The 25,322-nt window shown below is 59.4% G+C and carries 22 protein-coding genes, 3 tRNA genes and 1 other RNA gene; 8 read left to right on the top strand and 18 right to left on the bottom strand.

What is annotated here, in order from left to right; translation table 11 throughout:
* Positions 1–28 precede the first annotated feature (28 nt).
* A complete protein-coding gene (locus tag IAU67_RS03070) occupies positions 29–3,160 on the bottom strand; it encodes a bifunctional [glutamine synthetase] adenylyltransferase/[glutamine synthetase]-adenylyl-L-tyrosine phosphorylase (RefSeq protein WP_151843027.1) in 3,132 nt (1,043 codons plus the stop codon).
* On the bottom strand, positions 3,160–4,500 hold the full coding sequence (gene glnA, locus IAU67_RS03065) for a type I glutamate--ammonia ligase (protein WP_151843026.1): 1,341 nt from the start codon (positions 4,498–4,500) through the stop codon (positions 3,160–3,162). Before glnA ends, IAU67_RS03070 begins: the two co-directional genes overlap by 1 nt.
* A 43-nt stretch (positions 4,501–4,543) precedes the next feature.
* Here glnA and panB point away from each other — a divergent pair, with 43 nt between their 5' ends.
* Positions 4,544–5,419, top strand: a complete 876-nt coding sequence (gene panB / locus IAU67_RS03060) for a 3-methyl-2-oxobutanoate hydroxymethyltransferase (protein WP_151843025.1) — start codon at positions 4,544–4,546, stop codon at positions 5,417–5,419.
* An 18-nt stretch (positions 5,420–5,437) separates the two neighbouring features.
* On the opposite strand, the gene IAU67_RS03055 is transcribed toward panB, so the two are convergent.
* The 4 genes from IAU67_RS03055 to IAU67_RS03040 form a co-directional block, all read right to left on the bottom strand.
* Positions 5,438–5,608, bottom strand: a complete 171-nt coding sequence (locus IAU67_RS03055; protein ID WP_187767954.1) for a hypothetical protein — start codon at positions 5,606–5,608, stop codon at positions 5,438–5,440.
* 76 nt (positions 5,609–5,684) lie between these two features.
* An RNA gene (gene rnpB, locus IAU67_RS03050) (RNase P RNA component class A) lies at positions 5,685–6,130 on the bottom strand.
* Between the two features lie 13 nt (positions 6,131–6,143).
* Complete coding sequence (locus tag IAU67_RS03045; RefSeq protein ID WP_225723583.1) at positions 6,144–7,250, bottom strand: reverse transcriptase-like protein; 1,107 nt, start codon at positions 7,248–7,250, stop codon at positions 6,144–6,146.
* 67 nt (positions 7,251–7,317) lie between these two features.
* A complete protein-coding gene (locus IAU67_RS03040; protein ID WP_151843024.1) occupies positions 7,318–8,133 on the bottom strand; it encodes a Nif3-like dinuclear metal center hexameric protein in 816 nt (271 codons plus the stop codon).
* Between the two features lie 116 nt (positions 8,134–8,249).
* Between IAU67_RS03040 and IAU67_RS03035 the strand changes: the two genes are divergently transcribed.
* Positions 8,250–8,735, top strand: coding sequence for a low molecular weight protein-tyrosine-phosphatase (locus tag IAU67_RS03035; protein WP_151843023.1), 486 nt, complete (start codon positions 8,250–8,252; stop codon positions 8,733–8,735).
* On the opposite strand, the gene IAU67_RS03030 is transcribed toward IAU67_RS03035, so the two are convergent.
* The 4 genes from IAU67_RS03030 to IAU67_RS03015 all read right to left on the bottom strand — a co-directional run bounded on the left by IAU67_RS03030 (position 8,736) and on the right by IAU67_RS03015 (position 11,852).
* Entirely contained in the window at positions 8,736–9,836 is a 1,101-nt protein-coding gene (locus IAU67_RS03030) for an SURF1 family protein (protein ID WP_187767953.1), read from the bottom strand.
* A 193-nt stretch (positions 9,837–10,029) separates the two neighbouring features.
* Positions 10,030–10,102: transfer RNA gene (locus tag IAU67_RS03025), tRNA-Val, on the bottom strand.
* Between the two features lie 71 nt (positions 10,103–10,173).
* Complete coding sequence (locus IAU67_RS03020; protein ID WP_151843021.1) at positions 10,174–10,614, bottom strand: DUF3052 domain-containing protein; 441 nt, start codon at positions 10,612–10,614, stop codon at positions 10,174–10,176.
* A gap of 203 nt (positions 10,615–10,817) precedes the next feature.
* The gene (locus tag IAU67_RS03015; RefSeq protein WP_187767952.1) at positions 10,818–11,852 is read right to left on the bottom strand and encodes an alpha/beta fold hydrolase; all 1,035 of its coding nucleotides are present in this window, start codon (positions 11,850–11,852) and stop codon (positions 10,818–10,820) included.
* Between the two features lie 45 nt (positions 11,853–11,897).
* On the opposite strand from IAU67_RS03015, the gene IAU67_RS03010 reads away from it, so the two are divergent.
* Both IAU67_RS03010 and IAU67_RS03005 read left to right on the top strand, forming a co-directional pair.
* Positions 11,898–12,245: an acyl carrier protein gene (locus tag IAU67_RS03010; protein ID WP_151843019.1), complete on the top strand. Its 348-nt coding sequence runs from the start codon at positions 11,898–11,900 to the stop codon at positions 12,243–12,245.
* Complete coding sequence (locus IAU67_RS03005) at positions 12,245–13,147, top strand: serine hydrolase domain-containing protein (RefSeq protein WP_151843018.1); 903 nt, start codon at positions 12,245–12,247, stop codon at positions 13,145–13,147. The genes IAU67_RS03010 and IAU67_RS03005 overlap by 1 nt, the downstream gene beginning before the upstream one ends.
* 4 nt (positions 13,148–13,151) lie before the next feature.
* Here IAU67_RS03005 and IAU67_RS03000 read toward each other — a convergent pair whose 3' ends face one another.
* The 4 genes from IAU67_RS03000 to IAU67_RS02985 are packed head-to-tail and all read right to left on the bottom strand — an operon-like array spanning position 13,152 to position 16,452.
* Positions 13,152–14,090: an amino acid ABC transporter permease gene (locus IAU67_RS03000; protein ID WP_151843017.1), complete on the bottom strand. Its 939-nt coding sequence runs from the start codon at positions 14,088–14,090 to the stop codon at positions 13,152–13,154.
* Positions 14,090–14,776, bottom strand: a complete 687-nt coding sequence (locus IAU67_RS02995) for an amino acid ABC transporter permease (protein WP_151843016.1) — start codon at positions 14,774–14,776, stop codon at positions 14,090–14,092. Before IAU67_RS02995 ends, IAU67_RS03000 begins: the two co-directional genes overlap by 1 nt.
* Before the next feature lie 17 nt (positions 14,777–14,793).
* A complete protein-coding gene (locus IAU67_RS02990; RefSeq protein ID WP_151843015.1) occupies positions 14,794–15,690 on the bottom strand; it encodes a transporter substrate-binding domain-containing protein in 897 nt (298 codons plus the stop codon).
* A 33-nt stretch (positions 15,691–15,723) separates the two neighbouring features.
* Complete coding sequence (locus IAU67_RS02985; protein WP_151843171.1) at positions 15,724–16,452, bottom strand: amino acid ABC transporter ATP-binding protein; 729 nt, start codon at positions 16,450–16,452, stop codon at positions 15,724–15,726.
* A 249-nt stretch (positions 16,453–16,701) separates the two neighbouring features.
* On the opposite strand from IAU67_RS02985, the gene IAU67_RS02980 reads away from it, so the two are divergent.
* Positions 16,702–16,778 (top strand) — tRNA-Ile (locus IAU67_RS02980).
* Positions 16,779–17,747: 969 nt separating this feature from the next.
* Complete coding sequence (locus IAU67_RS02975) at positions 17,748–18,425, top strand: nitroreductase (protein ID WP_151843014.1); 678 nt, start codon at positions 17,748–17,750, stop codon at positions 18,423–18,425.
* Positions 18,426–18,718: 293 nt separating this feature from the next.
* On the opposite strand, the gene IAU67_RS02970 is transcribed toward IAU67_RS02975, so the two are convergent.
* From IAU67_RS02970 to IAU67_RS02960, 3 genes are all read right to left on the bottom strand, one after another.
* A tRNA-Asn gene (locus IAU67_RS02970) sits at positions 18,719–18,791 on the bottom strand.
* A gap of 131 nt (positions 18,792–18,922) precedes the next feature.
* Positions 18,923–19,600 (bottom strand): MBL fold metallo-hydrolase, encoded by a 678-nt coding sequence (locus IAU67_RS02965; protein ID WP_151843013.1) that lies wholly within the window; start codon positions 19,598–19,600, stop codon positions 18,923–18,925.
* Between the two features lie 2 nt (positions 19,601–19,602).
* Positions 19,603–20,706: an S-(hydroxymethyl)mycothiol dehydrogenase gene (locus tag IAU67_RS02960; protein ID WP_151843012.1), complete on the bottom strand. Its 1,104-nt coding sequence runs from the start codon at positions 20,704–20,706 to the stop codon at positions 19,603–19,605.
* A 270-nt stretch (positions 20,707–20,976) separates the two neighbouring features.
* Between IAU67_RS02960 and IAU67_RS02955 the strand changes: the two genes are divergently transcribed.
* Complete coding sequence (locus tag IAU67_RS02955) at positions 20,977–21,324, top strand: hypothetical protein (RefSeq protein ID WP_225723582.1); 348 nt, start codon at positions 20,977–20,979, stop codon at positions 21,322–21,324.
* Between the two features lie 67 nt (positions 21,325–21,391).
* Here the strand turns inward: IAU67_RS02955 and dnaG are convergent, their stop codons facing one another.
* Positions 21,392–23,389 (bottom strand): DNA primase, encoded by a 1,998-nt coding sequence (dnaG, locus tag IAU67_RS02950; RefSeq protein ID WP_151843011.1) that lies wholly within the window; start codon positions 23,387–23,389, stop codon positions 21,392–21,394.
* A gap of 156 nt (positions 23,390–23,545) precedes the next feature.
* Between dnaG and IAU67_RS02945 the strand changes: the two genes are divergently transcribed.
* A complete protein-coding gene (locus IAU67_RS02945) occupies positions 23,546–25,321 on the top strand; it encodes a GMC oxidoreductase (RefSeq protein WP_151843010.1) in 1,776 nt (591 codons plus the stop codon).
* Position 25,322 lies beyond the last annotated feature (1 nt).

The following is a 25,322-nucleotide window of genomic DNA, read 5'->3' as shown; positions in this document are numbered from 1 at the left end:
CCTACCCTACCTTAAGCCGCTTGTGAAACTAATGCTCAAAATCAAGTCCCACGTCCTCGCCCCAGAACACTCGGTCCACCACCCGGCGCGCCTTACGGGTTGCCTTCAGGTAGCGATCCAGGAACTCCTGCGACTCCGTGGGTGACCAGCCAGCAGCCGCAGCAACCGCGCGAAGATCATCACCGGCAGCGGGAAGTTGATCCTTCCGCTTGCCCTTCACCAGCACCAGGGCATTGCGGGCCTTCGTGGCCGTGATCCACGCCGTGCGCAGAATCTCCGCATCCGCCTGGGAGATAAACTCCGCATTCGCAAGCTCCGTCAACACCTCCAGCGTGGAGGTGTTGCGCAGAAGCTCGCACTCGGGGCCATGCATCATCGTGAGCAACTGGACCGTCCACTCCACATCGGTGAGGGCACCTCGCCCCAGCTTGGTGTGCATGTTCTTATCCGCACCCCGCGGCAAGCGCTCTGCATCCACGCGCGCCTTCATGCGGCGCACTTCCTGGACCGTCTTGTCTCCCACCCCGCCGGGCGGGTAGCGGAACTGGTCGATCATGTGCAGGAAGCGGATACCCAGATCCTTATCGCCCGCGATCCACGTGGCCCGCAGCAACGCCTGGTACTCCCAGACCTCACCCCACTCTTCGTAGTAGCGGCGATAGCTCTCCAACGTGCGCACCACCGCACCGCTGCGACCCTCGGGTCGCAGGTCCACGTCCACGTCCAACGGCGGATCCTGCGTTGGACGGCCCAAGCGCGTACGGACCTGGTCGACAATCCGGATGGCCCACCGGACGGCGTCGTTTTCCTCCACGCCCTCCACCGGCTCACACACAAACATCACATCGGCGTCGGAGCCATAGCCCAGCTCCGCACCACCCAGGCGGCCCATGCCGATCACGGAAATCCGGGCGGGCGCGTTCATGGCCTTGCGGTCCTCCCATGCGGTGATCTCCGCATGCAGGGCGGCCTCGAGCACTGCGTCCCACACCCAGGACAGGGACTGGCACACGCTCTCGATATCCATGAACCCCAGCAGGTCGGCGATGGCAATGCGCGCCAGCTCCGCGCGGCGGAGGCTTCGCGCGCGTTCGATCGCCTTATCCGGATCGCTATAACGCCCCGCGGCCGCGACCAGGGAGTGCGTCACCACGGATGGTTCACGGTCCATGAACTTCGGACCATTGGCGCCATCGGAGAGCAGCTTGATGGAATCCAGGGAGTTCATCAGCAAATCCGACGCATACGGCGACGTCCCCAGAATGTGCATGAGACGCTGGCCGACGATGCTCTCATCGCGCAGCAGCCGCAGGAACCACGGGCGGTCCTTCGCCTTTTCAGACAGCAGACGGTAGTTCAGCAAACCAGTATCCGGATCCACGGTTTCGGCCAACCAGCCGAGCAAGCTCGGCAGGATAATGACCTGGAGCTTCGCCTTGCGTGACGTGCCGGACGCCAACGCAGTCAAGTGCTCGTAGGCACGATCCGGGTAGTAGAAGCCCAGCGCGTGGAACTGCCTGATCGCCGCGTCCTTCGACAAGCGCACCACATCCGCGTCCAGAGCCGCCACCGAGGCCAGCAGCGGCCGATAGAACAGCTTCGTGTGCAGCTGCTTGACTTCGCGCGCCGTGCGGCGCACCTCCGCATCCAGCTGCTCCGCATGTGTGCGCTCCTGCTCCGGGCGACAGCCGGCGGTACGCGCCAACCACGTCCGTGTTGCCTCGTCATCCGCCGGCGGCAGCACATGCGTGCGCTTCAAGCGCTGCAGCTGCAGGCGGTGCTCCAGCAGGCGAAGGTATTCATAGTTCTTCACCAACGTCTGGCCGTCTTCACGGCCCACATAGCCACCATCCACCAGAGCCCGCAGGGCCTTCACTGTGGACAGAACACGCAGATTCTCGTCCGTCCGTCCGTGCACCAGCTGCAGAAGCTGCACCGCGAACTCGACATCACGCAAGCCGCCCTGGCCCAGCTTCAACTCACGCTCACGCAGGTCCTCCGGCACGTTATCCAGCACACGCCGGCGCATCGCCTGCACGTCCGGAACGAAGTCTTCCCGTTCCGACGCCGTCCACACCTTCGGAGCCAACGCATCCACATAAGCCTGCCCCAGCTCCAGGTCCCCGGCCATCGGCCGGGCCTTCAGCTGCGCCTGGAACTCCCACGTGTGTGCCCACCGGTCGTAGTACTTCACGTGAGAATCCAGCGTGCGCACCAGGGCACCGGCCTTGCCCTCCGGGCGCAGGGCCGCATCCACCTCGAAAAACAGACGGCTGCCGATATTGATGAACTCTCCTGCCCAGCGAGTGGCCTTCGCGTCGGCAGGCTCTGCCACGAAGATCACGTCCACGTCGGAGATGTAATTCAACTCCTGCGCACCGCACTTGCCCATCGCGAGCACCGCCAGGTGCCCCGGAACCTCCTGCGTCTCCTCCGACCCGGCGCGGCCAAACACGGTCGCGCACGCCACCGCCAACGCGGCCGTCAGCGCGGCATCGGCCGCATCCGACAACAGACCAGAGACCACCTCAAACTCCAGAGGCTCAGAACTCTCCTGGCCGCGGTGCACCGTCGTGCTCGCCACATCCAAGGACGCAATGCGCGCCAACAGCGTGCGGTACTGCGTCCGCAGCGCTTCATCGGCCTCAGGCCCCACCACGCCGGCGCGGTACACCAGCTCTCCGGCTTCGGGAACGTGCTGGGCGTCCACAACCCCCAGCATCAGATCCATCATCTCATCGCGTGTAGGAAGATCCTTCGCCAAGCGAACCCACTGATCCGGATTCGCAACAATGTGATCTCCCAACATGGTGGAGGAACCAAACAACGCAAAGAGCCGAGCACGATACTCCGCATTCTCCACCAGCATCCGGTGCAGTGTGGCGAGTGTGGCGTCGGGGATCTCACCACACGCCTCACCTCCCGCGCCCTGACTGAGGTCCTCACCACGTGACTGCGCATCCTCCAGCGCGGCACACAAGCGGACCACGTTATTGAGGGTCAGGTCGGGGTCGCCCGTGGCGGCCAGCGCCCACAGGATCGGCACATGCTCTTCGTCAGTCCACTCCAGATCAATGAGGTCCTGCTGAGCATGCGCACCGCTGAGCCCCAGCACGCGGTGAGACGGAATTGTTGAGCGGGAGGAGCGTGGTCGAGTCATTAGAACGCCAAATTATTCCGAAGTTCCCAGGCAGTGATTTGAGTCTGGTAGTCGTTCCACTCACTCCACTTATTGCGCAAGAAGAACTCAAACACGTGCTCGCCCAATGCGTCGGCCACCAGTTCAGACTTTTCCATTTCCCGCAGGGCGTAATCCAAATCGGTTGGCAAATCTTTGAAACCGGACGCGATACGCTCGCGACGCGTCATCAGATTCACGTCCTCTTCCGCAGGATTCGGCAGCTCATAACCATCCCGGATGCCCTTCAATCCCGCGGCCATCAACACCGCGTAGGTCAAATACGGGTTGCATGCGGAATCCGGTGAACGGACCTCAATGCGGCGGGAGGCCGCCTTGCCCTTGTTGTACATCGGCACACGAATGAGCGCCGACCGGTTCGACGCACCCCACGCAGCCGACCGCGGAGCCTCATCTCCCGAGGTAATGCGCTTGTAGGAATTAACCCACTGGTTCGTGATCGCCGTCATCTCCGGGGCGTGGTGGAGAATACCCGCCATAAAGGACTTCGCCGTAGGAGACAGATCCAGCTCATCATCAGGATCGTGAAACGCATTATCGTCGCCCTCAAACAACGACATATGCGTATGCATCGCCGAACCCGCGTAATTCTTAAACGGCTTCGGCATAAACGTTGCACGCACCCCACCCTGGCGCGCAACCTGCTTAATCAAATAACGGAAACTCATGATGTTGTCCGCCATCGTCAACGCATCGGCAAAACGAAGATCAATCTCCTGCTGGCCCGGCGCCGTCTCATGGTGAGAAAACTCCACCGAAATGCCCATCCGCTCCAACGCAGAAATAGCATTCGCACGGAAGCCCGGGGCCTCATCCGTCACGGCCTGATCGAAGTAGCCACCGAAGTCCGTCGGCACCGGCTCCTGGCCGTCCGTATCAATGCTGCGCACCAAGAAAAACTCAATCTCAGGATGCACATAACACGTGAACCCCTGATCTGCTGCCGCCTTCATCTGACGGCGCAACACCTGCCGCGGATCCGCCCACGACGGCTCACCATCCGGCGTGACAATGTCACAGAACATCCGCGCCGAAAGCTGCCCATCGGCAGCCTCCGAAAACGGCAAAATCTGGAACGTGGAAGGATCCGGCAACGCGATCGTGTCCGATTCCGCCACACGGGAAAAGCCCTCAATCGCAGAACCGTCGAAGCCAATGCCCTCCTCAAAAGCCCCCTCAAGCTCCGCGGGCACCAACGCCACAGACTTCAAATAACCCTGGATATCAGTAAACCAGAGGCGCACGAAACGAATGTCGCGTTCCTCCAACGTGCGAAGAACATATTCCTGTTGGCGATTCATGAACCCCATACTAGTGGAAAGGTCACACACCACGCGTGGCACAATGAACACTATGACTTCTGCCCACAACAGCTCCCAGACTTCATCGCACGACGTACCCCAGGGCTACATGGTCCCCACCAAGCAAATCCGCCTGTCAGACCTCCAAGCCCGCAAAGGCCCAGACAGCACCCCGTTTGCCATGGTCACGGCCTACGACTACTCCACCGCCGTAGCCTTCGCAGAAGCCGGAATTGAGATGATCCTGGTGGGCGACTCCGCCGCGAACGTAGTCTTTGGCTACACCGCCACCCAGCAAGTCTCTATGGACGAAATGTGCTACCTCGCCGCGGCGGTTGTCCGAGGAGCGGGCAACGCCTTCGTTGTTGTGGACCTTCCCTTCGGCACATACGAGGCCTCGGATGAGCAGGCTGTGGCGTCGGCAGCAGAAATCATGCGACGCAGCGGCGGGCACTGCGTGAAGATCGAAGGTGGCGAGCGCATCGCCCCACGCATCAAGGCGCTGAAAAACGCCGGCATCCCCGTCTGTGCGCACATCGGATTCACCCCACAGTCCGTCAACGCACTCGGCGGATTCAAGGTTCAAGGGCGCGGCGCGGGAGCAGAACAGCTCAAGGCGGACATGCGCGCCGTTGCGGAAGCTGGCGCGGACTTCGTGGTGATGGAAATGGTGCCCGCCGCCATCGCCCAAGAGATCACGGAAGAATGCCCCGTGCCAACTATCGGCATCGGCGCCGGCCCACACTGCGACGGACAGGTGCTGGTGTGGCACGACATGGTCGCATTCCCCGCCGGCGGACACCGCCCGAAGTTCGCCAAGCAATGGGGCAGCGTGGGAGCCACAATGACCCAAGCCGCCGCCGACTACAAGCGCGAAGTGGCCGAGGGAACCTTCCCGGCGGAGGAGCACTGCTTCTAACGCTGGGCTCCGTGGAGGCTAGTCCTCGTCGTCGTAGTCGTCGGCCTGCTCGTTGCGCTTGCGCGCGATCTCCAGCGCGTTCTGCGCTTCCTCCTTGGAGGAATACGGCCCCATGCGGTTTTCCCAACCGCTGGCCTTGTCCTGGCTGACCTGTCCCGTTGCGATATCAAACCACCATTGTTCAGACATGGTTGATAGTCTACGCGAACGCTGAGGGGCCTGGGGTGCTTCAGTAGCTGAAAACTTAAGCGGCCGAAAGTATAAACGGCTGAGACAATCTGTGAGCCGGATTCTGTCATACGCCGCCGCCACGAATGGCCGACGCGGCGCGAGGTGATCATCCATCTGGACCAGCCATCGCTGGTGGCCTCAAGCGGTCTACCTGGTTCTTCAATCAGACGGGCCGCCCTAGAACCGGGCAGCACTGCCACACACTGCTTGAGTGGCAAATGTGGGGTAATGCTGCCTCTTGACCTTGCTCCCAGTGGGGTTTACCGAGCCGTCCCAGTCACCTGGAACGCTGGTGCGCTCTTACCGCACCTTTTCACCCTTACCAGTATCACTGGCGGTACTTTTCTGTGGCACTAGCCCGCAGGTCGCCCTGGGTTGCTGTTAGCAACCACCGTGCCCTATGGAGTCCGGACTTTCCTCCGCGCGCGGCGTGTGCAATGACTTGCCCGTTCCGCGCGCCGCGATCACCCGATTGTCTCAGCCGATCTACACCCTACCGCAGATGATGAACATCGTTGAGACGGCGAAGCATAGGGGTAGTGTCCTTCCCCCGCATCCACTCCGCGATGGACAAGGAACCATCATCCAGATAGATGCGCGAACTGGCAGTGCGGACCGATCCCAACACCCACCCGATTAGCCGGGCCAAGGCATCGGGGTGGCCCACGAGCGCAATGGTCTTGCCGGGCAGCTTCTCCTCGATGCTTCCCATCGCTGCCTCGATCTTTGTGCTGGACTTCCGCTCCAGGTCCGCACACTCCTTCAACTGAGGAGCTTCGCTGCGGAGGCTAGAGTGCTGTGCGAACCGCCCCATCTGATCCGTCATCTCCTGCGCAGCCTTCCTGGCGGACTTCCCCACCGGATACACCGCATCCACTCTCCCGCGGGAAGCCAGGTACTCCACGGAACGCTGCGCTCGAGGCGTCAAACCACCCGCCGGTGGCTCCTTGGTGGTCGTGCCGCAGGCTACGAACACAAACCGGGTACGGGACACCGCCATAGCCTGAGCATCGTGCTCGTCAGGAGACGTTTCCTGCGGTTGGGCATCTGTGTTCTGAGGCTCTGTGCCTGCGCCCTGCCGCTCTGTCTCTGCACCCTGCTCAGACACCACATCCTGGCTAAACCACTGCCCGGACTCCCCATCATCCATCGCCCGATTCGCCAACTCATCAGCCCGCTTATTTTGCGCGCGCGGAACCCACGTAAAACTCACCGACGCCAACTGCCCCTGCAGCTTCTTCGCCTCAGCCGCCAACGGCTTCATGTCCGGGTGCTTGATCTTCCATCGGCCGTTCATCTGCTCCACGATCAACTTGGAATCCATGAACACATCCACGGCCACATCGGCGGGCGCAACTCCCCGGCGCTCGCCGACCTCCTTGGCGAGCTCCAAGCCGTTGATCAGACCCCGATACTCCGCCACATTGTTGGTCGCCGACGCAATAAACTCCCAACGCGCCGCAATTTCTTCGCCAGCACCGTGAATGACCGCGCCGGCGTCGGATAATGTCGACCCGGCCCCGGCACGACCAGGATTTCCGCGGGACCCGCCATCGCACTGCAGGCGCAAACGGATCGATTCGGTGGCGGGGGTTGGCATACTACGGCTCCTTATCAGGTTCGGGTGGCGAGGTTGTGAGCGGCGGGGTTGGGGTTCGCTTCAGCGGCTACGGCTGGTTAATGGTCCACGGATCGGTGCACAGGTCAATCACACGCGTCTGCGCGCCGGTGCCCTTCGCGACCACGTCCGCGGCCTGCTCACACCAGGGAAACTCGCTGGCCCAGTGAGCGGTATCAATAACGGGGCAACCACCCATGCGCAGGTGCTCATCCACCGGGTGATGGCGCAGATCAGACGTCACAAAACAATCCACGTCCATCCCCGCGACCTGCTGAAGGAAACTATCGCCCGCACCACTAGCCACGGCTACGGTGCGGATCATCGCCTCGGGATCGCCCGCGGCGCGAATACCCCACTGGGTCTTCGGCAGGCGCTGCTCCACCCGGCGGGCAAACTCCGCCAAGGTCATCGGCGTATCCAGCTCGCCCACGCGACCAATCCCCAGATCTTCGCCCGACGCGCTGCGCTCCCCCTCGATCGGACGCAGCGCAGGCCCCGGAGTTACGCCCAAAAGCTCCGCCAGACGATCGTTCACGCCAGGACGTGCGGAATCCGCGTTCGTGTGCGCGGCGAACAGCGCGATCTTGTGGCGAATGAGCTTGTGGATGATCCGGCCCTTCGGGGAATCAGCGGGGACAGCCGTCACGCCGCGCAGCAGCAAGGGGTGGTGGACGACGAGCATGTTCGCTTCGGCGTCGATCGCCTCATCGACGACAGCATCTGTGCAGTCCAAAGCGAAGGCAACCTTGTCCGCGGGCTCTTTCGGGTCGCCGCAAATCAGGCCTACGGCGTCCCAGCTTTCGGCCAGTCGCGGCGGGTAGGCTTCCTCCAGCACAGACACAACATCGGCAACGGTGACCACGGCTATGACCCTCCACAATGGTTTTAGTTCTTTTTTACGGTGTTGCGACCAGCCTACTCGAACGCTGTCTGCTGTTTTCAGGCACACTGGGTCATGTTTCAGGCACACTGGGAGTCATGGCTACCAACACAATCATTACTGTCGTGTGCACGGGCAACATTTGCCGCTCCCCCATGGGAGAAATCATGCTGCGTGATTATCTAGCCGAGCATGGAATTGAGGGAATCACCGTTAATTCCTGTGGCATGGCGAATTATCACGTGGGAGACGGCGCGGATCCGCGCGCTATTAAGCAATTGGACGCGGAAGGCCACGATGGCACGCAACATGTTGCCAGCCAATTCGGCGCAGACTATGCGGGTTCCGATGCGCTGCTGGCGATGGACGAGGGCCATGCGCGTGGGCTCATTCGCGCTGGTGTGGACCCGAAACGCGTGTTCCTGTACCGCGCGTTCGACCCCGAATCCTGGACCGGAGACCTCAATTCCCTGGACGCTCCAGAAACCGAGGATCCCTATTATGGCGATCAATCGGACTTTGCCCGCGTTGCCCAGGAAATAAAGGCCGCACTGCCGGGAATTGCTGAGTACTTTCAGCGTTAGTTAAAAACGCTCGCCGTTGTTGTTCCTGCGATTGGCGCGTGAACTTCGCGATTTACCGTAGCGGTCCCGCATTTTCTGTTCCACGGAATCTTCGACTATCGGTGCGGGTTGCGCGTCCTTTTCCTTAATATCCGACGCCAGCTTCTCCTCCCCTACAGTTCCCTTCGACGCCTGAAGCTCATCGCGCTCCTCACGCTCCATGCGGCGTTCTTTCAGCTCGGACCACACGAACCAGCCCAGGATAATGGGGGCAATGATGCCGAAGGCGATCCACTGGATTCCATAGGACAAGTAGGGGCCCGAGGTCAGCTGCGGAAGCGGGATGGGGCGCAGGCCTTTGTCCACGGACTGCTCATCAGCTTGGACATAGCCCTTGATCAACTGCGTGCCGGTGGCCTGTTCATTCAGGGAAGCGCTGATGGTGTTCACAACCTTGTGGCCATCCGCGGTGGCGACCGAGGACTCGCCAGGGTCTTCATCCAGTTTGAGGAATCCTGAGATGTTCGTGGGGCCGGCAGGACTGGGAGGAATGTCCGGAATGGTTCCGCCGGCACCGGGGGCGATGAAGCCACGGTTCACCATGATGGTGTGTGGTGTGGATGGGGCGGTGGGCGTGGATGCGGGCTTAGATTCGGGCGCGGATCCAGGTGCTTCCGAGAGCTTAAAAGGTGTGAGAATCTGGAACACCACCGCCCCATCGACCGCACGGTTGCGCAGAATAACGTCCTGGCCAGGCACATAGCTGCCCTCTAGGGTCACATGTGTCCAGTCATCGTCTTCGCGAACCTGGTCCTGGCCGGGCTTCATGACGCTGGTCAGAGGCACCGGGTCTTGGTGGAACGCTTGCTCCAGGCGCTGGTTGTTGGCGGAGTTGCGTTCGTTTTTTCCCAGTTGCCACGGGGCGAGGGTGGTGAAGGCCACGTAGCTGAACGCTATGACTAGGACGAGGGCCAGTGCCCACCCGGGCGACAGGAAGGACTTCCATCCCTGGGGCTTGCTGCGCTGAGGCTTTCTGCGATGCGGCTCGGTGTGCTGAGTCCTCTGGCTTCCCGGGGCGTGCTGGGAGCGGGAGTTCTCTGGCCGGGGAGGTTGAGTAGTCACAGTGTTAATGTAGCAGCCTTGTGCGGCCGGCCGTGCCCCGCCCACAGGCACACCCCCTACAAATTGTTCGACGAAAACGCCAGATTTGGGGCCAAATCTGGCGTTTTCGTCGAACATTTTGTGAGTGAAATATCCAAGTGACCCACCAACAGCAAAACTCCGGATGCTCACCGCATCCGGAGTTTTCATTGTGTGCGCCCTGACGGGTTCGAACCGCCGACCTGCTGGGTGTAAACCAGCTGCTCTTCCAGCTGAGCTAAAGGCGCGCGCTTGGTGCGTGGATAACAATAGCACGGCACCCTATGCCCTCAACAAATCCCCAGTATGAGAGTTGTTTTTAGCGTTTATAGCCTCGCCCGACGAGGCACGCGCCCTGCCAATCTCCCAGGCGCTCGGACTTGGTCTGCACAAGCCCCGCCAATTGCGCGGATTCTGCAATCACACCTGGCTCGATAGCTCCCTCGCGTCCGGCTGGCGGGGTGAGCAACCAGATTCGGCTTTCCTCTCCCAGATTGCGGATGGCGTCTACCAGTCCATCGACCAAGTCTCCGTCTTCAGAGCGCCACCACAACAGCACAAGGTCCACTACTTCGTCGGTATCTTCTTCCAACAAAGGTTCACCAGTTACTTCTTCCAGTGCTTCGCTGATGGAGGAGTCGCAATCCTCGTCCCATCCGATCTCTTGGATCACATCATCAGCAGAAACGGAAAGTAATGCAGCCCAGTCAGCATCCGTTGCCGTGGCCTTTGGCGTTCCAGTTGTCTGTGGTTGTCCCACTGTTTGTTTAAGCCTTTCGAAGAAGTCGTCCGTTATTTCTTAAGCAACGATCCGTTCGTGAAGAACGTTCCTTACAGAAAACCTAACACAGATACCGTGCTGGAGAACCTCCAAATGCTCGAACTTGCTTGATGTTTTCCCGTTTTCGCGCCACAACACGCCCGAGCTTCGTCGATCATCTCCACAAACCCCACGAACCTCCACTAAGAACTCTGCGCCAGCACCCGCCCAATCGCCTCGTTCACGGCCTCGGGGCATTCAACTGGCAGCATGTGCCCAGAGTCCGGGAACTCCACAACTTCGGCCCCAGGCCACAGCGCGCCAATCTTTCGAGTTTGTTCCGCTGGGGTGACGTCGTCGCATGCGCCGACCATCACCACTCCGGGGATCCCTGCCAACAGTGGCGCGGCCGCGGTCTCGTCGTGTGTGGCGAGGTCGTCCAGGTATCCCAGGATGGTTCCCATGGAGGTACTGTCGATTTCGTCGGCGTGGAAGTCCACGATGTCGAACTTGTCCGAGTCGCCTTCCTCCAGTGCACCGTGGTACACGAATCCAGCGATGACGGGTTTGATGATCCATTCCATTCCGTCTTTCGCCAGGTGCGCCGGCGCGGGCAGTGTTTTCCCGATTTTCCTGAGCACGCGCACGGGCGGCGAATCCAGGATTTGGGTGATGCCGTCGGAGGCGAAGCGGTCGATGGCTCCGTTGATGAGGATCACGCCGGTCACTCGCGATCGCAGTTGCGGTTGCATCAGTCTCAGTGCCCCGAGCACGGTCATCACGCCCATGGAGTGCCCCACCAGCACCAGGTTTTTGTCAGCGGTCACCAAATGATCGAGGATTTCCAGCAGGTCTTTCGACGTCTCTGCCACGCCAAGCTGCGCGGGTTCGGGTCGCCCGCCGCCACTGTTAATGAGCACGGAGCTATCCCCGTGGCCGCGAAGATCCGGCAGAAGCAGGCGAACGTCCGGGTGCTCTGTGCGCAGATATTTTGCTTGGAAGAACCAGGAGTTAGAGGTGAGGGTAAATCCGTGGGCGAAGAGCATTACGGTGGATGCGTCTTCGGGCCCGAGGTCGTTGACCTTGAGTTTTATCCCGTCGCGGGATTCGATGTGGTGCTCGCGATCGACATCGGGCAGTCCGGGAAGGTCTGGTTTGTGGTTGCGCAGGCGCCGGACGAATCGCTTGGATAGCTGGCGGGCGGATCGCCCTACTCGGGTTTGGCTTAGAATTGACACAATAGATTTATCCAACCATATTTCGGACTCTGAGAAGGGGTTTACGTGTCTAATTCTTCTGAAGGTGCGCTCTCGCAAGATGCGAAGGCTAAGTTGGCTGCTGCGTTGGGTTCTTCGTCCCAGCACGCTGAGCAGGCTGACCAGGGTGATTCGCAGGATACTTATGCGGGTGTTGTGCGGATTGTGGATCAGGCGACGGGTATTGAGGCTCAGGAGCTTACCCGTGATGCTCGGATTCATGAGGATTTGAATATTGATTCTTTGTCCATTGTGGATATTGCCGTGCGCGTGGAGGATGCGTTCGGGGTGCGCGTGGAGGAATCCGATATTCATGATGCGGAGACGCTGGGTGATCTGGTGGACCTGATTGATGAATTGATTGCGGCGAAGTAATGCCTTTGTCATATTCGACGCCCAGCGCGCGTTTCCCCGCCCTGCATGACCTTGACGGCTGGCCTGTGGAGAGTGTTTCTGCGGCCGTGGTGGAGGCGTCCGTACCTGATGGCTCGTCGGCGACGGGTTCTGAGTCGCCGTCACCGAAGGTGACGACCTGGGGTGATACGTCGCAGGTGTACAGCCTGGCTTCGTTGAGTAAGCTGCTCACCGCCTATGCGGTGTTGATAGCTGTGGAGGAGGGTGCCTTCGAACTGGATGACCCCGTACCTAGCTCGGTGGCTGCGGATTGGAAGTCGCCGCCTACTGTCCGCGAGCTGTTGGCTCACGCCAGCGGCGTGGGTTTTCGGGAGCGTTCGCCTGAAAAACCTGCGCAGACGCGACGGATATATTCTTCTGCGGGATACGACATGTTGGCCGATACCATCGCGGACACCACGGGTATTTCTTTTGAGGATTATGCCTCGGAAGCATTGAATATGCCGTTGGGAATGTCGATTGATTTTAGCGGTTCGGCGGGTCATGGATTCCGTGCAAGCCTGGAAGATATGAGCACATTCGCGGCGGAAGTGCTCCAGCCTCGGTTGCTGTCTCCGTCAACGCTGCGGGAGGCGTTCACCGTCCAGTATCCAGATCTGGACGGTGTGGTTCCGGGCTATGGGATGCAGAAGCCATGCCCTTGGGGCTTGGGCTTTGAGGTTCATGGGGAGAAAACGCCTCATTGGTTGGGCGCGTCCATGCCGGAGGATGTGTGCGGCCATTTTGGCCAGTCCGGAACGTTCCTGTGGGTGCATCCGGACAGCGGCGCCGCCGCCGTAGTCCTCACGGATGAGGACTTCGGCGACTGGGCGAAGGAGCGCTGGGATTCTTTCAATGACTCCCTGTGGGAGCAGCTGCACTAGTGCTCTATTCGAACGTGGTGCGCAGGTCCTTGTGGCCTTCCGCGTGCCAGTCCACGTTCACATTGTCCTTCGTTTCTAGCCCCTGTTCCTTTTGCTGCGGAACCTTGGCCACAATGTTGCGGCGCGCACGGCCGGAACGAAGCTGGCGCTCGATGCGTTCGGCAAGCGACGCCAGGCCCATGTTGATCAGAATCATAATCACGGCCACTAGCACCAGTGCCGGGATCATCGCACCGTAGTATTCACCCAGCTGACGGCCCGAGCGCACGACCTCCACGAAACCAATCATGTAACCCAGGGCGGAGTCCTTTAGGGCGATCACCATCTGGGAGATGATGGCCGGGAGCATGGCAGCCACGGCCTGCGGCAGCAGAATCAGGTACATGGATTGGCGGTGGCGCATACCCAACGCAATGGCCGCCTCACGCTGCCCACGGGGCAGGGACTCGATACCGGAACGCAGGGTTTCCGCAATGACGGAGCCGTTGTACATAGTCAGGCCAAAAACCACGGCCGAGAAGCCCAGCCAGCTGGACGGAACCAACTGGAGGGAAGAGAAGGCGGAGTAGGCAAACAGCATGAGCACCAGCACGGGGATGGAGCGGAAGAATTCCACGATCACTCCACAGACGGTGCGCACGAAACGGTAAGGAGACAAGCGTCCTACACCCAGCAAGGTTCCAATCACCATAGCCAGGATGATGGAGGCCACTGCCGCACCGATGGTACTGAACAGGCCGGGAAGAATATAGGTTGTCCAGGTAGTACTGTCTGCAAAGAAGGACCATTTAGCGGACTCAAATTGGCCCTTGCTGTTCAGCTTGAGGCCCACCAGAGCCAGGATGCCGAGGACCACCACGATCGTGACAACCGTGAATATCTTGTTGAGCCGCTCCCCCTTCGGGCCGGGGGTATCGTAGAGCACTGTTGCGCGTGTAGACATTATCGCTTCACCGCCCATCGCTTACCAGCCCAGCCGAAGAACAAGCCTGTGGGCAGGGTCAGAATGATAAAGCCCACAGCAATCACTCCGAAGATCACCAGAATGTCGCTGGCGTAGTCCTCCGTCAGAGCCTTCATCAACAGGGATGCTTCGGCCACACCAATCACGGAGGCGATGGTGGTGTTCTTCGTCAGCGCGATCAGCGTATTTCCCAGGGGGACGATCGCACCGCGCAGAGCTTGAGGGAAAATCACGTGGCGGAAATTCTGGGAGAAACTTAAGCCCAGCGATCGGGCGGCTTCTGCCTGGCCGAACGGCACGGTGTTGATTCCGGAGCGCAGAGATTCAGCGACGAAGCAGGAGGTGTAGGCCACAAAAGCGAGCACCGCCAGTCGGAAGTTCTGCTTTTCAATGAACGTGTCATTCTCGACGGCCAACAGCAGGCCCAGGTTGTAGTACAGGCCCATGGAGGCGAGCAGAATGATGAGCGTCAGCGGCGTATTACGGACAATGTTGATGTACCACGCTGACAGGGTGCGCAAAATGCCGACGGGGCTCACGCGCATCGCGGTGAGGATCGTGCCTACAATCATCGATCCCACGGCGGAATAAAACGTCAACTTGATGGTCACCCAGAATGCGGGAAGCAATTCGGGCTTCATCTCGGACCATAGTTCGGGGTTCATAGGTGCGTCCCTCCTTCCTATTTCTTATCGACGAATGAGAGGTCGCCAATCTTCGGCTTTCCACCGAGGTCAACGTTATCTCCCAGGTTTTTGGCGACGATCTTCGCGAACGCGCCGGAATCGTGCATGTCATTCAACGCTTCGTTGACTTCGTTGCGGGCTGTTCCATCACCCTTCGGCAAGCCGATGCCGTAGTACTCATCGGTCCAGAACGAGCCGTCGTCGTTTTTCAACTGAACAACGCTATATTTCTCACCGAAACGTTCCTGGTAACGCTGCGCGAAGCCAGCCAAGATGGTGGCGTCGGTAGTCGTGGCATCCACCACGTCTTGTTTCAGACCCTCAGCGCAGGCGGCATACGTATCGAACTCCTGGAGCTGCACCTCCGGCAGCGCAGATTTCACCTTCTGCGCTGGCGTGGAACCAGACACAGAGCACAGGCGAGTTCCGGGTGCGATGTCCTGCAAGCCGGCAATTCCGGATTCTTCACGGACCAACAGCGCTTGGTGCGTGACCAGGTAGGGTCCGCCAAAGTCCACGGCCTTCAGACGGCCCTTGTTGATGGAATACGTAGCGGCGATCATGTTGACTTCACCATTGTTAATCAACGCTTCGCGCTGCGCGGATGGTGTTTCGCGCCATTCCATATCTGGGATTGACCAGCCGTGTTTCTTGGCGATGTACTCCACAACATAACGGGAGACGTCGGTATCGAGCCCTTCGAAGTTTTTCTCCGGGGTGCGCTCGCCCAAGTTGGGTTGGTCGTATTTCGTTCCGAGAACCACGTGGCCTGCTTCAATATCAGCCAGCAGGTCTCGTGGCCCTCCTGATCCGCACGCGGCCAGAGTAACCACGGTGGTCGCTGCGATCACCGCTGCGGCGGTGCGTTTCAGTGCGTTACGTATGGTCAGCATCAGTATCCTCCTTCCCTCATGCTCAGTGGCGTTCTAGTGGTTCACGATCTTGTCCAGGAAATCCTGCGCACGATCGGTCTCGGGGTTGGTGAAGAAGGTCTCTGGATCCGTGTCCTCGATGATCGCACCGTCGGCCATGAAGAGAATGCGGTCGGCCACTCGGCGCGCGAAGCTCATTTCGTGGGTAACCACCACCATGGTCATGCCGCCTTTGGCGAGGTCTGTCATCACGTCCAAAACCTCGTTGATCATTTCTGGGTCCAGGGCGGAGGTGGGCTCGTCAAACAGCATCACCTTCGGGTCCATGGCCAGGGCGCGGGCAATTGCCACGCGCTGCTGCTGACCGCCGGAAAGCTGGGCAGGGTACTTATCGGCCTGGGCTGCGATCCCCACGCGGTCGAGTAGCTCCTCGGCGCGTTTCCGGGCGGCATCCTTGGAGGTTTTGCGCACCTTGATGGGAGCCAGCGTGACATTGTCACGGATGGTCATATGGCTAAAGAGGTTGAATTGTTGGAAGACCATGCCGACTTCAGCGCGGAGCTTCGCGAGGTCTTTGCCTTCTTCCGGCAGGGTCTTACCATCGATCCGGATCTCACCTGAATCGATGGTCTCGAGCCGGTTGATGGTGCGGCACAGCGTGGATTTACCGGAGCCGGACGGGCCGAGGATAACGACCACTTGTCCGGCGGGGACGCTGAGATTGATGTCTCGAAGAGCGTGGTAGTCACCGAAGTGCTTGTTCACGTCCGTGAGCTCAATCATCGTTGAAGAATCAGTGGGTGTTGACATGCTCACATCTTAAGTGCCTGCCCCTACAGTCGATGGCGGTTTTGCCATTTTTGCTCTACTAAGGGCCGAACGAGGGGCCACCAAGGGACAAGCGATGCCCACACTGGCCTGAACATGGTCTAGGAGGCCGAACTGGTCAAAATGGCCAGAGTGACCCCAAGGGCGTTCTGATGGTGCCCCAATTCAGAATCCCCTGTCAGGTGTGGTTGAATGTATAGCGCTGGGGCTATAGCTCAGTCGGTTAGAGCCGCGGACTCATAATCCGCTGGTCGCGGGTTCGAGCCCCGCTGGCCCCACCACCTTAGTCTCGTATGTTTCCATCACCCATCGGCGACGCACCACCAGCCACCTCACCGAATGCGCCGAACGAACGTTCCGACAAAGAGACTCATGCGCCGTGCCATCTAAACCGCAATCACAAATGCATGGACACATCGCCGTGCAACTATCACCGCAGGTAAACAACACAGACAGACACCACGACGCTACAGCTTAGTCATGCAGCGCAAAGCCCCTTGAGAACACGAGCCACCGAAAGCGACCCCTCGCCATAGCCTCACAGTCGATTCAATTACCATCACCAGCAAGAATCCCTAGACAGCAGACAGATTGACGCAAAACCCTGCGAAGCGGTTCTTCTTGTGATTAGGTTAAGGATAGCGGCCGTGCTATCGATAAGAAAGGTAGGGTTCAGTGTGATTTTGAAATGGTTAGGCATCACCAAAACAGAAGAAGACAAAACTGAGGTTAGCAAGGCTTCGCTGATCATTCCGCCGTTAATTTTCATAATATCTCTCATCCTCACGACCCGCATTTTTCACTTCATCTCACCAGCGACTATTAGAGATGAAGAATTCGTAATATGGCTTCCACTCATATGCGGATCCTTCACGGCATTAGCAATAAGCTCCTCAGTTAGATTCATCATACTCAGATCTACAAAGGCGAATAAATAACGCACTATACCTAGATTTTAAGGCATGACCCTAGCTCATTCTCAACCACTTTCACATAATCATTGGAAGCCGTCTCAAGAGCATGAGAATGCTGCCGACATGAGAAACGTAATATTTGGTCACGGCCGCCCCTAAGCACTCATGCGAATACAGCGAAAAGTCGAACACATACTGGTCAGAAATTGAAATCTCTGAACATTGCGAGCTCAGCAGACTTACGGACGTCCAGGGCGGTTCGCATACGGACACGTCGCCACATGCGGGCGATGTCCGCCCTGCATACCCCTCAGCTCCACGCGTAGAGTGTCTGCCATGAGTACATCTGACTTCATTCGACACCGCCATTCCCCTCGCGCGTTCTTGCCTGACCCCATCCCGAACGACGTCCTGAAAAATATTTTGCTCGACGCCCAGTCTGCGCCCTCTAACTCCAATACCCAACCATGGCATGTCCATGTGGTAAGCGGTCAGCGGTTGCGCGATCTGAGTGCCGCACTGATCGAGGAGTTCGATACGAACGGCCTCAATCCTGACTTCACCACAGATTATGGTCAGGGTGTACACCCTCGGCGTTCCCAGGAGTTGGCTGCCAAGGTGTACGGGTTAAAGGGCATCGCGCGCGAAGACAAGGAAGGGCGCACCGAGTTTTTACGGGAGAACCTTCGTTTCTTCGGTGCACCGTATTCCGCAATGTTGTTCATCCCTCCGATGGGTGACCGCATCCGCGCAGCCTTTGACCAGGGCACGTACGCAGAGAACTTTCTTCTGTCCTTGGAGGCACACGGCTACCATGGCATTCCGCAGGGGATGATCTCGCTCTTAGCGCCAACAGTCCGTGAGTTCCTTGGTGTGGACGAGGACTACAAGCTAGTCACAGCGTTGACGTTTGGCCGAGGTGATGAGTCCAGTCCAATGTTCCGGACGGAACCTGGCCGCGTTCCCCTGTCTGAGACAGTGACAGCCCATGGCATCGAGGGCCTAGAACTGTAAGACCGGCGAGATACTTCATCTCTCATCACCCCAGACTGAGACGTTCTCGGCCATGCTGGCAGTACGAGCGCCGGCACGACCATAGGAGTTTGTCGCAGTCCTTACGCATTTCCCCAGGACAGAATTTCGAAAGAGCGAAATAATCCTATGGTTGTGCCAGGGCGCCTCCCAACACGACCGCGACACGCCGACAGCGGACACACTTTTTGTCGCATAACCCCATATCCCAACCCCCATCCCTCCCCCGAACAGAAATAAACCCCCACACCGTAGAGGTGTGGGGGTTTAACGTGCTCCGCCAACTGGGCTCGAACCAGTGACCCTTCGATTAACAGTCGAATGCTCTGCCAACTGAGCTATGGCGGAATGTGTACTACTCAGGCGCCCTCAGAGAGTCTTAATTTCTCTCGAAGTGTTACCCTCGCTTGCAACGGTGACTACTTTATACCGCAAGCACAGCACACACAAATCAGCAGGTCAGCCTTGAAAAACGAAGCTTAGTAACCGCGCTCGATGTACTCATCGATCCGTGCGGCCTCTGCACCGATCGTCGTGGCATCACCGTGGCCCGGCAACACCGTCATGCTGTGCGGAAGTTCAAAGACCACATTCTTCAAGGACTCGATGATCGTCTCGAAGCTGGAGTACTTACGCCCAGTGGCACCAGGGCCGCCGTTAAACAGCGTATCGCCGGACAGCAGCACGTTCGTGGCTTCACCGTCCGCATTGTCCGCGTCCAGTACCTCAATCACCACACAACCCGGCGTGTGCCCCGGCGTGTGGTGGAGCATCAGCGACCACTGCGCCCATAGCGGATCCTCCACATCAATGGGGACATACGGCGCCTCCCCGTTGGATTCCTTCCACAGCACATCATCGTCTGGGTGAAGATACACATCTACGCCCCAGTGCTTCGCCAACTCCGGAGCCAGATCGCAGTGATCGTTGTGAGCATGCGTGAGCACAATCGCACGCACACTCCGGTCCCCTACCTTCGCCGTGATGGTGTCCGGCTCATGCGCTGGGTCAATCACGATCACGGAATTAGATGCCTCATCGGCGATGAGGTAGACATTGTTGTCCACCTCCCACTCCCCACCATCAAGGCGGAACGTGCCGGAGGTCACGAACTGTTCAACAACCGGGCTCGTCACCGGTGGAAAATCACGTACCATAATTACAGCTCCACCACGCTTCGCAATACCGTGCCCTGCTTCATTGTCTCGAAGGCCTCATCAACCTGGTCCAGCCCAATGCGCTCGTCCACAAACTTGTCCAGCGGGAAACGGCCCTGACGATAGAGATCCACATACATTGGGAAATCGCGCTCCGGCAAGCAGTCTCCGTACCAGGAAGACTTCAGGGAACCTCCGCGGCCAAAGACATCAAGCAACGGCAGCTCCAGGTTCATCTCTGGGGTAGGAACTCCCACCAGCACCACACGTCCAGCAAGATCACGAAGGTAAAACGCCTGCTTATACGTCTCCGGACGCCCCACGGCGTCTACCACAACATCCACGCCAAAGCCGCCGGTCAAGTCCTGGACCTTCTGCGTCAATTCCTCGTCAGAAAGCCCCGAGGAATTGATGGTGTGGGTGGCTCCAAATTCTTCCTTCGCACGGGCAAGCTTGGCGTCGGATATATCAATGGCAATGATCGGCGTAGCGCCAGCCAGCGCAGCACCGGCAACGGCGCTCATGCCCACGCCTCCCACGCCGATCACGGCGATGGACTCGCCGCGCTTCACCTCACCCGTGTTCACCGCGGCGCCCAGACCTGCCATCACGCCACAGCCCAGCAAGCCTGCGACGGCGGGATCAGCCTCCGGATCCACCTTGGTGCACTGACCCTCATGCACCAACGTCTTTTCGATAAACGACCCGATGCCCAGAGCCGCCTCTAGCTCGGTGCCGTCCTCCAACGTCATAGGCTTTGAGGCATTGTGCGTATCGAAGCAGTACTTCGGCTCGCCCTTCTTGCAGGCACGGCACTCGCCGCACACGGCACGCCAGTTCAGCACCACAAAGTCACCCGGCTCAACATGGGTGACCTGCTCGCCTACCTCTTCGACAATTCCTGCGGCCTCATGGCCAAGAAGGAAAGGGTAATTATCGGAAATGCCGCCATCGCGATATGCCAAATCCGTGTGGCATACTCCACACGCCTGAATCTTCACAATCACGTCATTATCGCCCGGCGCGGGAACCACAACGTTGACCGTTTCCACCGGTGCATTCTTTTCCCGTGCGATAACGCCCTTGACGGTTTGTGCAGAAGCCATGAATCTCCTTATGAGTCTTTCGTGGTGAATCTCTTTGTGGGTTGTCTCTTCGCGGAAAAACGCACAGGGTCACGGTCACGACCGCCACGCCCCCATGCGCATTTTCAATAAGTGTTCAACCACAGTCCGTTGTACACGAAAAATCGGCTCTCAGTGTCCGCACAGCAGCTACCCGGCGCCCACGTGGCCGATGGTCCCGACGCGCGCTGCGCAAATCCCCGTCCGTCACGTATGCTCGTAGGTTAGACCCGAAAACCCGAAGGAGAACCGATGATCCAGTTAGTAGTAGGCGCAGCAGCCGGCTATGTATTGGGTACCAAGGCAGGCCGCCGCCGCTATGAGCAAATCCGCCGCGGATACCACAGCGCTGTGAACTCGGACGTCACCAAAGCCGCCGTGCGGGCCGGCCGGAAGGCCATCGCTAACCGCCTGGATCCCGAACCGCGGATGCATGAGGTGCGCGACCTTAATTCCTCCACCCGCCAGTCCCTCGGGGAGGGCTACAGCATCGTCGAGTCCGACGAGGCGCACCCCAACGATCGTGTGGACGACCTCACCCACGGCTCGCGCACGTCCGGTGGGGACAAGAAGAAACCCTTCAACCCGTTCAAAAAGTAGTTGCTACGAGGCTAAACAAGCCTAACCGGCCTAGCCAGCCGAACCGTATACAATCGTATACACGGGACTAGCCACCCGACCCGTCGTTAATATCGAACACTCCGTACTCCGCTGCCCTCTCCTGCAGCGAACGACGGTACTTCTCCAAGGCCATGAGGTCCGCAAACAAGGCCTTATACTCCTCCTGCTGCAAATCCGGCCGCATGCGCTGCATCTGCGCCTTCATCTCCGCGATCTCGTTACCCACCCATCGCTCCTGCATGTGAGACATGATCGCGTCGGCATAAAACGGCAGCCGCTCGGCCGGGCAATGGATATCCTCCACAGTCAGCTCCGCCACCACGGCCTTGCCCATGGCGTCATCCACATGACCACCCACCCGGTCCACCCAGGCAGCTCCGGGCTGCGCGTTCGCCGCCCCGCCGGCTTTCTCCATCGCCTCGGCAATGGCGATATATGTGGCGTGAATAAAACTCTCCGGCGGCATGAGATCAAAAATCTCCCCGGCCAGTTGTGGCTCCTGCAGCGCAAGCTTGAGTACCTCGCGCGGGCCGTGCAGAATGTCGTCTGCTGGGTCCGGGCGATCCATCAGGTCGTCGGAATCCACCGCGTGGAGATTCGCCCCACGGCCGCGCTCCGGTGACGCGCCGCGAGCCTGATCCGCCACTTGCTGCACGGCTCCGCGTTTCAGCTCGAACGCGGGCTTGTCACGCTGTGGCTTCCGTGCTTCCTCCCGCACCTGTGCGACGACCTCGGAGGGATTTTCCCACCCTAACCAACCCGACGCCTGGCGCGCGTACTCATCGCGTAACGCCTCATCACGGATGCCCGCGAGGACCGGCACGATGCGTCGCAGTGCCTGGACACGCCCGTCCACACTGGCAGTGTCATAGCCCTGCAGGAGGGTACGAATCACGAACTCAAACATGGGGATGCGGGTGGCAACCAGCTCCCGGACGGCAGCGTCCCCTCGCTCCATGCGGATGTCACACGGGTCCTGGCCGCCGGGGGCTACGGTCACATAGCTTCGGCCGGTGAACTCCTGATTGCCATCGAAGGCACGCATGGCAGCCTTCTGGCCGGCCTCGTCGCCGTCGAAGATGTAGATAATTTCCCCGCGGAAGAACTTATCGTCCAACATAAAGCGGCGCAGCATCTGCAGGTGCTCAATACCGAACGCGGTGCCACAGGCCGCTACTGCGGTGGTGACACCCGCGGCGTGCATGGCCATCACATCGGTGTAGCCCTCCACAACCACGGCCTGGTGCGTGGAGGCGATGGCTTTCTTAGCGTGATCAATGCCGAACAGAACCTTGGACTTTTTGTACAGCAAGGTTTCCGGGGTGTTGATGTACTTGCCTAGCTTGTCATCGTCAAAAAGCTTGCGGGCTCCGAAGCCGATGACGTCGTTGGCCACGGAACGGATGGGCCACAACAGCCTGCGGTGGAAGCGATCAATAGGCCCCTTGGTGCCCATGCGGGACAACCCGGCCGCCTCCAGCTCCTTGAAATTAAAGCCCTTTTGCAGCAAGTGCTTCGTGAGCTTATCCCACCCGGCCGGGGCAAAACCGCAGCCGAAGTGATCTGCATCCTCCATGGTGAAACCCCGGTTGAGCAGAAATTCCCGGGCCACGTCGGCACCCTGCTCGTCAGAGTGCAGCATCTGCTGGTAGTACTCCGCCGCGGCTTTATTCGCCGCCACCAAGCGCTGGCGCGTTCCCGCCTCCTCACGTCGGCCAGGGGTTCCGCCTTCGTAGGTGATCTGGTAGCCGATCCGCTCGGCGCATTGCTCCACGGCCTCCGGGAAGGTGATGTGTTCCATCTTCATGAGGAAGCTGAACACATCACCGCCCTCCCCGGTGGAAAAGCAGTGGAAGTATCCCCTGTTGGGGCGGACATGGAAGGACGGGGTCTTCTCATCCTTGAACGGGCTGAGCCCCTTCATGGAGTCGTATCCCGCGGGCTTCAACTGGACATACTCCCCCACCACTTCCTCAATGGGAGTGCGTTCGCGAATTTCTGCGATGTCCCGTTCCGAGATCCGTCCTTGAGCCATGCTCCTCATGCTAGCCCCTGGCAGCTACACAGCACCACACCCCAGCTACGGACGTACCCTCCACCACCCTGCATGAGCGCCCTCACACCACCACTTTTATATTTTCCTCCAGTAATTCATACAATTTTGCTACGAAACCAAGGCGCGGGTCCTATCGTAAAGAGCATGACGAACACTGCACACTCAGCACACAACAGCATTCACTATGACGTTCTGGTGATCGGCTCCGGATTCGGAGGCTCCGTCACCGCCCTCAGGTTGACTGAAAAGGGATATAAGGTTGGCGTCATCGAGGCTGGGCGTCGATTTGAAGATAAAGAATTCGCCAAGAACTCGTGGCACCTCAAGGACTTCCTGTGGGCGCCACAGATCGGATGCTTCGGAATCCAGCGCGTCCACCTGCTCAACGACGTCATGATCCTCGCAGGATCCGGCGTGGGCGGCGGCTCCCTCAACTACGCCAACACCCTCTACAAGCCCTCCTCCACCTACTTCCAGGACAAGCAGTGGGCCCACATCACCGACTGGGAAGACGAGCTGACCCCCTACTACGAACAAGCCCAGAAGATGCTCGGCGTGGTGGAAAACCCCACCATGACCAACTCCGATAAGCGCATCAAGGAAGTGGCCGAGGAAATGGGAGTGCCGGAAACGTTCCGCATGGCGCCCGTGGGCGTGTTCTTCGGCGAAAAGACCGGACTCAAAGGCAAGCCTCGCGAAACCGTGGCAGACCCCTATTTCGGCGGCGTGGGCCCCGACCGCACCGCCTGCCACGAATGTGGTGAATGCATGACGGGCTGCCGCCACGGCGCGAAGAACACCCTGCTGAAAAACTACCTCTACCTGGCCGAAAAGGGCGGCACGGTGGTTCACGACATGTCCACCGTCACCGATATCACCCACGACGGTTCCACCTGGACGGTCACCACCACGCGCACCGGCACTGTGGCCACCTCCTTGGCGAAGAAGCTGAGCGCGCGCAAGAAGAATACCTCCACCACCACCTTCACCGCCGACTACGTGGTCATGGCAGCCGGAACCTGGGGCACGCAAAACCTCCTGCACCGCCAGAAGGACAACGGAAACCTGCCTAACCTCCCAGATTCCCTGGGCTACCTCACCCGCACAAACTCCGAGGCTCTGCTGGGTGCGGCGGAAGCGAAATACCACCCGGATACGGATTATTCCGAAGGCGTGGCCATCACCAGTTCCTTCTTCCCTGCCCCCGATACGCATATCGAACCGGTGCGTTATGGAAAGGGCTCCAACGCCATGGGTCTGCTGCAGACTTTGATGACGGATGGTGACAAGCTTCAACCACGTTTCCTGGAGTTCATCAAGCAGGTCTGCTTGAACTACACGCGCATTCCTATGCTGTTTAACTTGAGCAAGTGGTCTCAGCGCACCGTCATCAATTTGGTGATGCAGACCAAGGACAATTCCCTGCAGACTTTCCTGAAAAAGGTGGGTCCTTTTAATGTCCTGCGTTCCCGCCAGGGCACCGGCGAGCCTAATCCTTCCTGGATTCCCGAGGGAAATGCCGCCACCCGCATTATGGCCAGGAATATGAAAAACGCCATCGCCGGTGGTGTGTGGTCCGAGGTCTTCAATGTGCCTCTCACTGCCCACTTCCTGGGTGGATGCGTGATCGCCGATTCGCCGGAGACGGGCGTAGTGGACCCTTACAACCGTGTGTGGGGCTACCCAACGATGTTCGTCACCGATGGTTCCGCCATCACAGCCAACCCGGGTGTGAACCCGTCGCTGTCCATCACCGCCAATGCGGAACGTGCGGCCGCGTTGTGGCCGAATAAGGGCGACGCCGACCCCCGCCCGGCACAAAGCGAGGGCTACGTGCGGATCTCCCCCACTGAGCCGAAAAAGCCGATGGTTCCGGCGAGTGCACCCGCTGCACTGCGCCTGCCGCTGACCGTGATCTAAC

Origin of the sequence: Corynebacterium zhongnanshanii (assembly GCF_014490575.1) — a bacterium.
In the GTDB taxonomy this organism is placed as follows: Bacteria; Actinomycetota; Actinomycetes; order Mycobacteriales; family Mycobacteriaceae; genus Corynebacterium; species Corynebacterium zhongnanshanii.
Note: the sequence above shows the minus strand (reverse complement) of the source record. Positions and strands in the feature narration are given on the sequence as shown.

What these genes read in the sequence shown, in the direction of transcription:
- IAU67_RS02995 (WP_151843016.1), bottom strand. Translation starts at nt 14,776, where the DNA reads ATGAACCCCGAACTATGGTCCGAGATGAAGCCCGAATTGCTTCCCGCA.
- IAU67_RS02975 (WP_151843014.1), top strand. Translation starts at nt 17,748, where the DNA reads ATGAGTACATCTGACTTCATTCGACACCGCCATTCCCCTCGCGCGTTC.
- panB (WP_151843025.1), top strand. Translation starts at nt 4,544, where the DNA reads ATGAACACTATGACTTCTGCCCACAACAGCTCCCAGACTTCATCGCAC.
- IAU67_RS02960 (WP_151843012.1), bottom strand. Translation starts at nt 20,706, where the DNA reads ATGGCTTCTGCACAAACCGTCAAGGGCGTTATCGCACGGGAAAAGAAT.
- IAU67_RS03000 (WP_151843017.1), bottom strand. Translation starts at nt 14,090, where the DNA reads ATGTCTACACGCGCAACAGTGCTCTACGATACCCCCGGCCCGAAGGGG.
- IAU67_RS03055 (WP_187767954.1), bottom strand. Translation starts at nt 5,608, where the DNA reads ATGTCTGAACAATGGTGGTTTGATATCGCAACGGGACAGGTCAGCCAG.
- glnA (WP_151843026.1), bottom strand. Translation starts at nt 4,500, where the DNA reads ATGAATCGCCAACAGGAATATGTTCTTCGCACGTTGGAGGAACGCGAC.
- IAU67_RS02945 (WP_151843010.1), top strand. Translation starts at nt 23,546, where the DNA reads ATGACGAACACTGCACACTCAGCACACAACAGCATTCACTATGACGTT.
- IAU67_RS02985 (WP_151843171.1), bottom strand. Translation starts at nt 16,452, where the DNA reads ATGATTGAGCTCACGGACGTGAACAAGCACTTCGGTGACTACCACGCT.
- IAU67_RS02965 (WP_151843013.1), bottom strand. Translation starts at nt 19,600, where the DNA reads ATGGTACGTGATTTTCCACCGGTGACGAGCCCGGTTGTTGAACAGTTC.
- IAU67_RS03035 (WP_151843023.1), top strand. Translation starts at nt 8,250, where the DNA reads ATGGCTACCAACACAATCATTACTGTCGTGTGCACGGGCAACATTTGC.
- IAU67_RS03070 (WP_151843027.1), bottom strand. Translation starts at nt 3,160, where the DNA reads ATGACTCGACCACGCTCCTCCCGCTCAACAATTCCGTCTCACCGCGTG.
- IAU67_RS03005 (WP_151843018.1), top strand. Translation starts at nt 12,245, where the DNA reads ATGCCTTTGTCATATTCGACGCCCAGCGCGCGTTTCCCCGCCCTGCAT.
- IAU67_RS03045 (WP_225723583.1), bottom strand. Translation starts at nt 7,250, where the DNA reads ATGCCAACCCCCGCCACCGAATCGATCCGTTTGCGCCTGCAGTGCGAT.
- IAU67_RS02955 (WP_225723582.1), top strand. Translation starts at nt 20,977, where the DNA reads ATGATCCAGTTAGTAGTAGGCGCAGCAGCCGGCTATGTATTGGGTACC.
- IAU67_RS02990 (WP_151843015.1), bottom strand. Translation starts at nt 15,690, where the DNA reads ATGCTGACCATACGTAACGCACTGAAACGCACCGCCGCAGCGGTGATC.
- dnaG (WP_151843011.1), bottom strand. Translation starts at nt 23,389, where the DNA reads ATGAGGAGCATGGCTCAAGGACGGATCTCGGAACGGGACATCGCAGAA.